This window comes from Pedobacter sp. (assembly GCF_045628745.1).
Taxonomy (GTDB): Bacteria; Bacteroidota; Bacteroidia; order Sphingobacteriales; family Sphingobacteriaceae; genus Pedobacter.
In genome coordinates, this window is sequence record NZ_JAZQPU010000341.1 from 1 (window position 1) to 5,782 (window position 5,782).

Annotated in this window: 5 protein-coding genes; 3 read left to right on the forward strand and 2 right to left on the reverse strand. The window is 38.7% G+C overall.

The window, feature by feature from the left end; translation table 11 throughout:
• Positions 1–98: 98 nt before the first annotated feature.
• Positions 99–1,565 carry a glutamate synthase subunit beta gene (locus ACR2F7_RS12495; RefSeq protein WP_432713890.1) on the forward strand — a complete coding sequence of 489 codons (1,467 nt, stop codon included), beginning with the start codon at positions 99–101 and terminating at the stop codon, positions 1,563–1,565.
• Between the two features lie 618 nt (positions 1,566–2,183).
• Here ACR2F7_RS12495 and ACR2F7_RS12500 read toward each other — a convergent pair.
• Entirely contained in the window at positions 2,184–2,717 is a 534-nt protein-coding gene (locus tag ACR2F7_RS12500; RefSeq protein ID WP_432713891.1) for an RNA methyltransferase, read from the reverse strand.
• 15 nt (positions 2,718–2,732) lie between these two features.
• Positions 2,733–3,884 (reverse strand): galactokinase, encoded by a 1,152-nt coding sequence (locus ACR2F7_RS12505; RefSeq protein WP_432713892.1) that lies wholly within the window; start codon positions 3,882–3,884, stop codon positions 2,733–2,735.
• A gap of 83 nt (positions 3,885–3,967) precedes the next feature.
• On the opposite strand from ACR2F7_RS12505, the gene ACR2F7_RS12510 reads away from it, so the two are divergent.
• Together ACR2F7_RS12510 and ACR2F7_RS12515 are read left to right on the forward strand one after the other, a co-directional pair.
• Positions 3,968–5,005, forward strand: coding sequence for an aldose epimerase family protein (locus tag ACR2F7_RS12510; protein ID WP_432713893.1), 1,038 nt, complete (start codon positions 3,968–3,970; stop codon positions 5,003–5,005).
• Positions 5,006–5,051: 46 nt separating this feature from the next.
• The gene (locus ACR2F7_RS12515; protein WP_432713894.1) at positions 5,052–5,696 is read left to right on the forward strand and encodes a DsbA family oxidoreductase; all 645 of its coding nucleotides are present in this window, start codon (positions 5,052–5,054) and stop codon (positions 5,694–5,696) included.
• Positions 5,697–5,782 lie beyond the last annotated feature (86 nt).

Here is a 5,782-nt window from a genome sequence, read left to right on the forward strand (position 1 = left end):
GATTGGGCTACTCAATCTGCTCATTTTGTTAAAGTATTCCCTAAAGAATACAAAGCTGTATTATTGAAAAGAAATTCTAAATTAAAAATATCTTAATCATGGGAAAAGTAACCGGATTTTTAGAATATGAAAGAACTGCTCCTGTAAAAGAAGATGCAAAAACACGTCTGCAGCACTATAATGAGTTTGTTCATTTGTATCATGCTGATCAGATCAATAGAGAAGCTGCACGTTGTATGGACTGTGGGGTGCCATTTTGCCAATCGGGATGCCCCCTAGGTAATGTGATCCCTGAATTTAACGATGCCGTATACAGTGCCGACTGGGAGCAAGCGACTTCTATTTTATTGAGCACAAATAACTTTCCTGAATTTACAGGCAGAATTTGTCCTGCACCATGCGAATCTGCATGTGTATTGGGCATTAACAAATCGCCTGTATCGATTGAAGAGATAGAGAAACACATTATAGAAATGGCTTTCGCCAAAGGTTACATCAAGGCTGAACCACCATTGATCAGAACCGGAAAGAAAGTAGCCGTTGTTGGTTCAGGTCCTGCAGGCTTAGCTGCTGCAGCACAGTTAAATAAAGCTGGTCATGAAGTTACTGTTTACGAACGTGATGACACGCCAGGTGGATTATTGAACTATGGTATTCCTGACTTTAAACTCCAAAAAGATATCGTAACCAGAAGGGTCAACCTATTGGAAAAAGAAGGTATCATCTTTAAATGCAACGCCAATGTTGGTGTCAATGTAGAGCTGAACACACTTTTAAGAGAATATCAATCCATCATTCTTGCGGGCGGTTCTACCATCCCGAGAGATTTAAATATTCCTGGTCGTGAGGCTAATGGGGTTCATTTTGCTATGGACTTCTTAAAGCAGCAAAACAAAAGAGTAAGGAATTTTGAAGTGGAGCAGGAAGCAATCTTAGCTACTGGCAAAGATGTGATCGTGATTGGTGGTGGTGATACAGGTTCAGATTGTATTGGAACATCAAACAGACAAGGGGCTAGATCGGTTACCCAGTTTGAGATTATGCCAATGCCAGCAGCAACACGTACACCAAATATGCCTTGGCCAACTTTCCCGATGATTTTGAAAGTAACCTCATCACATGAGGAAGGTTGTCAGCGTGCATGGGCCATCAATTCAAAAGAATACATCAAAGATGAACAAGGCAATTTAAAAGGCCTGAAAATTGTTGATGTAGAATGGGAAATTGATGCTAATGGTCGCCCTGTAAATTTCAAAGAAGTGGAAGGCACTAGCCGCGAATTACCTTGTCAGCTTATTTTACTGGCCATGGGTTTTTTACATCCTCAAAAAGAAGGCTTAATCGAAAAATTAGGCATTGAATTGGATAACCGTGGCAATGTTAAAGCTGAAGAAGGTAAATACCAAACCAATATTGCCAAAATATTTGCCGCAGGTGATATGAGAAGAGGTCAGTCATTGGTGGTATGGGCAATTTCTGAAGGCCGTGAGGCAGCTCGTAAAGTTGATGAATACTTAATGGGTTATAGCAAATTATCTAGTAAGGATGGAATTCCATTCGCATAAAGAACAATAGGTTAATAGTTAAAAGCCTGCCTCATGTATCATGAGTGCAGGTTTTTTATTGCCTTTTTATTTAAACCTTTACTTATTCGAATTTTAAAAAGTTCCTATTCAAACTCTATAAAGTTTATATTTAAACTCTACAAAGTACCTATTGGAATTCAACAAAGTTCCTATTTGAAATCAACGAAGTTCCTATTCAAATTCAACAGAATTCATAATCGAATTCTACGAAGTTCCTGTTCAAACGCTACATATATGGGAGCAAGCTTTAAGTATTAAATGAATGAATTGTAAATGGTTATTGTCTTGATTTTCGGTTACCATTCAGTAACTGATGGCTAACTCCTGATCCGCGCTTGGTAGGGACCAGGTAGGGAGCTGCTAGCGGATTTTCGCTACCTGCCCCGGAACTGTCCGGTAGCAAACCGGTAGCAAGTCTGGCTTATAGGTTAGTGATGGGTTAGTAATAGGTTAGCGAGGGATTAGTGATGATTAAGGTAACCTAAAGATACATTCAAAAAAAGAGGCCGGAAAATATATGAATTTCCGGCCTTTAAAAATTTATCTTATAATTGATTACAACGTTGCTTTATAAGCTCTTTTTTGTATTTATTAAATTTAAGAAAGTCGCAGTTTAGCAAAGAAATCCCAGAGTACAATGCCTGCAGAGATCACAATATTAAATGAATGTTTAGTGCCAAATTGAGGGATCTCTATACATTCATCAATCATGGCCATTACTTTTTCACTAACACCATCTACCTCATTACCGAAGATCAGTGCATATTTTTTGTTGCTGTCTGGCTTAAAAGTATTAAGCATGGTGCTTTTGTGTGCCTGCTCAATTGCAATGATGGTATAGCCTTGCTCACGCAGGGCAGTAATGGCACTGGTGGTTTCCTCATAGTGTTCCCAATCAACGGAAAGGGTAGCACCTAGCGCTGTTTTTTCAATCTCGCGGTGTGGTGGATTAGCAGTAATGCCACATAAAACGATACGTTCAATAGCAAATCCATCACCCGTTCTAAAAACAGAACCTACATTATGCATGCTGCGCACATTATCCAATACCACAACGACCGGTAATTTATCTTGTTCTTTAAAGGCTTCAACACTTACCCGGTTAAGGTCATCTAATTTTAACTTTTGCATTTTACAAAAGTAAAATTAAATTTTTGATGCACCATTACCAATATGCGTGATGTAAACGGTAGGGGCATAGCCAACTTTTTCAGTATAGAAAGTGTTTAATTTTTCCTTAAAGTCTTCTTCAAATCCTCTTTCTAATAAGGCAATAGCACAGCCGCCGAAACCTGCGCCGGTCATCCTTGCGCCAATTACATGCTGATAGTCCTCACAGAAGTCAACAACTGTATCTAATTCTAAACCTGTAACTTCATACAATTCTTTTAAAGAATGATGAGAAGCATACATTAAACGACCGAAATCCATTAAATTACCATCATTGAGTGCTTTTGCAGCAGCGCTCACCCGATCGTTTTCCGTAATTACATGTGTTGCTCTTTTTAAAATAACCGGGTCTGTAATTAAATGCTCGTGAAGGGCAAATTTCTCTGCAGTCAGCTCGCACAGGTTATTGAGTTTAATTTCCTGGTTCAATAAGGCTAAGGCCGTTTGGCACTCCTGAACTCTTTCATTGTATTTAGATTCTGAAAGTTTTCTATGTTTATTGGTATTGATAATAGCCAATACATAATCCTTGGTATCACAATCTACAATTCTGTATTTCAACGAGTCGCAGTCTAAAACAATTGCTTTTTCTTTTTCACCAAAAGCAACCGCAAACTGGTCCATTATGCCGCTGTTTACGCCTATAAAGTCATTCTCCACTCTTTTAGACATCAGCACCAATTCTAATTTGCTAAAGCCAAGGTCAAAATAATCATTCAAAGCATAAGCCATCACAACTTCAATAGAAGCTGAGGAAGATAAACCTGAACCAATAGGAATATTACCAACGAAGAGTAAGTCTAAGCCTTGCGTTAATTCTTTTTCTTTTAAAATTTCATTAAAAATGCCTAAAGGATAGTTGTACCATTCAGGACCGGTTTTGGTATAGGCAGTTTGAAGGGGAATGGTGCTTTCTTCAGGGAAATTAAGGCTTCTAAACCTGATCACTTGATCGTTATTAGGCGCAATAGATAACCATGTTCCTAAAGTTACTGCACAAGGCATCACTAAACCACCGTTATAGTCAATATGTTCTCCAATTAAATTAACTCTTCCGGGAGTGTAGTAGCTGGCTATAGCCTCATGCTGATAAAACTCCTGGAATTTGCGCTCTAAATCCGTTTTCATTGTAAAAATTTTAAATTAAGTTCTTGTTTTAAGTAAACTATTGATAGTATTGTTTAGATTAAAATTCTTCACAAGATACCAATATGAAAGCAAAACTGATCAAGACAAATCATGTTATTAATGGAAAACAAATATTCGCTATAGAACTCACTAATAATCAAGGTACTTATGTAAAAATATATAACTATGGGGCTATTATCAGTGACTTTGTGGTGGTGAATGCCCACGGCGACAAGCAAGATATTGTGCTTGGCTTTGACGATTTTTCTGGCTACATCAATGAAGATTATTTAGAAAACTACCCTTACCTCGGTGCTGTCATTGGCCGTTACGCTAACAGAATTAAAGGTGGTAAATTTAATATAGGCGATCACACTTATCAACTCTCCCAGGCAAAAGGTCCGGATACGCTGCATGGTGGTGATATTGGTTTTGATAGGAAAGTGTGGGACATATTGCCTACCGTAGATCCGAGTTTAACTTTACAATATGTGAGCCCTGCAGGGGAAGAAGGTTTCCCCGGAACATTAACCGTACAGTTGACCTTTAAATTAACAGAGGAAAATGAATTGATCCTGGATTTTAGAGCAGAAACTGATGAGGTTACCGCGGTAAATTTAACACACCATAGCTATTTCAACCTGGCACCTGAAGGTGGAAACATAAGAAATCATGTGCATAGAATGCCTGCAAGCTATTACCTTCAGCAAGATGATAATTATGTAGTGACTGGTGTTAAAATACCCGTTGAAGGCACCATGTATGACTTTTTAGGCCCTAAAGCGATCAATAAGGATTGGGATAGGAAAACAGGTTACGATCAAACTTTTGTGTTAGACAAACAATATGGGGAGTTAACCCTGGCTTCTGAAACAACGGAAGAGAATGGTGGTTTGAAGTTATCTATTTATACCACTGAACCTGTTGCGCATTTTTATACAGCCAAGTTTCTATCAGTAAAAAATGGTAAAAAAGGCAGAAATTATGGTAGCTCAGATGCATTCTGTGTGGAGACCCAACATCACCCAAATGCAGTCAACATACCAGAATTTCCATCAACTTTATTGCATCCGGGAGAAGTATATAAACAAACTACTATATATAAAGTAGAACATAAATAAGGGGCATAGAGGTTTTATAGCCTCAATATTTTAAAAAACAAGAGATATGAAAATAGACATTTGGTCGGACATAAGATGCCCGTTTTGTTATATAGGAAAAAGAAAGTTTGAGGCCGCATTGGCACTGTTTGAACATAAAGACCAGGTAGAAGTGGAATGGCACAGCTTTGAGCTGGATCCACAGGCTAAAACACAGCCAGGTCAAAATGCTTATGCCTACCTTGCAGCAGCGAAAGGCCAAAGTTTGGAATGGTCTAAAGAAATGCATCAGTATGTTAGCCAGTCGGCCGCAGAAAATGGATTGAGCTTTAACTTCGATGATATGGTAATCGCTAATTCATTTGACGGCCATCGCCTGATACAATTAGCCAAATCTTTAGGCCTTGCTGAGCAGGCTGAAGAAGCTTTATTTAAGGCACACTTCGTCAATGCGCAAAACATTGCCGATAAAGATACTTTAGTACAATTAGGTACAGCAATAGGTTTGGATGCACAAGTGGTGAAAGAAATGCTGGAAAGCGATGCCTTTACCGATGAAGTGAGGTATGATGAACAGGTGGCTCAAACCATCGGCATTACTGGCGTTCCTTTTTTCATCATTAAAGAAAAATACACCATTTCTGGCGCCCAACCTGCAGAAACCTTCCTTAATGCGCTAAATCAAGGCTGGCAGGAAGCCACAACAGCTTAAGTGTTTGCTGCTGAAATAAGTAATTTCGTTCTTGTCTGGAAGCGGAAAAACAACAGTACCGAAGCGGTCAATAACCCAATGGTTAA

What these genes read in the sequence shown, in the direction of transcription:
- ACR2F7_RS12500 (WP_432713891.1), bottom strand. Translation starts at nt 2,717, where the DNA reads ATGCAAAAGTTAAAATTAGATGACCTTAACCGGGTAAGTGTTGAAGCC.
- ACR2F7_RS12505 (WP_432713892.1), bottom strand. Translation starts at nt 3,884, where the DNA reads ATGAAAACGGATTTAGAGCGCAAATTCCAGGAGTTTTATCAGCATGAG.
- ACR2F7_RS12495 (WP_432713890.1), top strand. Translation starts at nt 99, where the DNA reads ATGGGAAAAGTAACCGGATTTTTAGAATATGAAAGAACTGCTCCTGTA.
- ACR2F7_RS12510 (WP_432713893.1), top strand. Translation starts at nt 3,968, where the DNA reads ATGAAAGCAAAACTGATCAAGACAAATCATGTTATTAATGGAAAACAA.
- ACR2F7_RS12515 (WP_432713894.1), top strand. Translation starts at nt 5,052, where the DNA reads ATGAAAATAGACATTTGGTCGGACATAAGATGCCCGTTTTGTTATATA.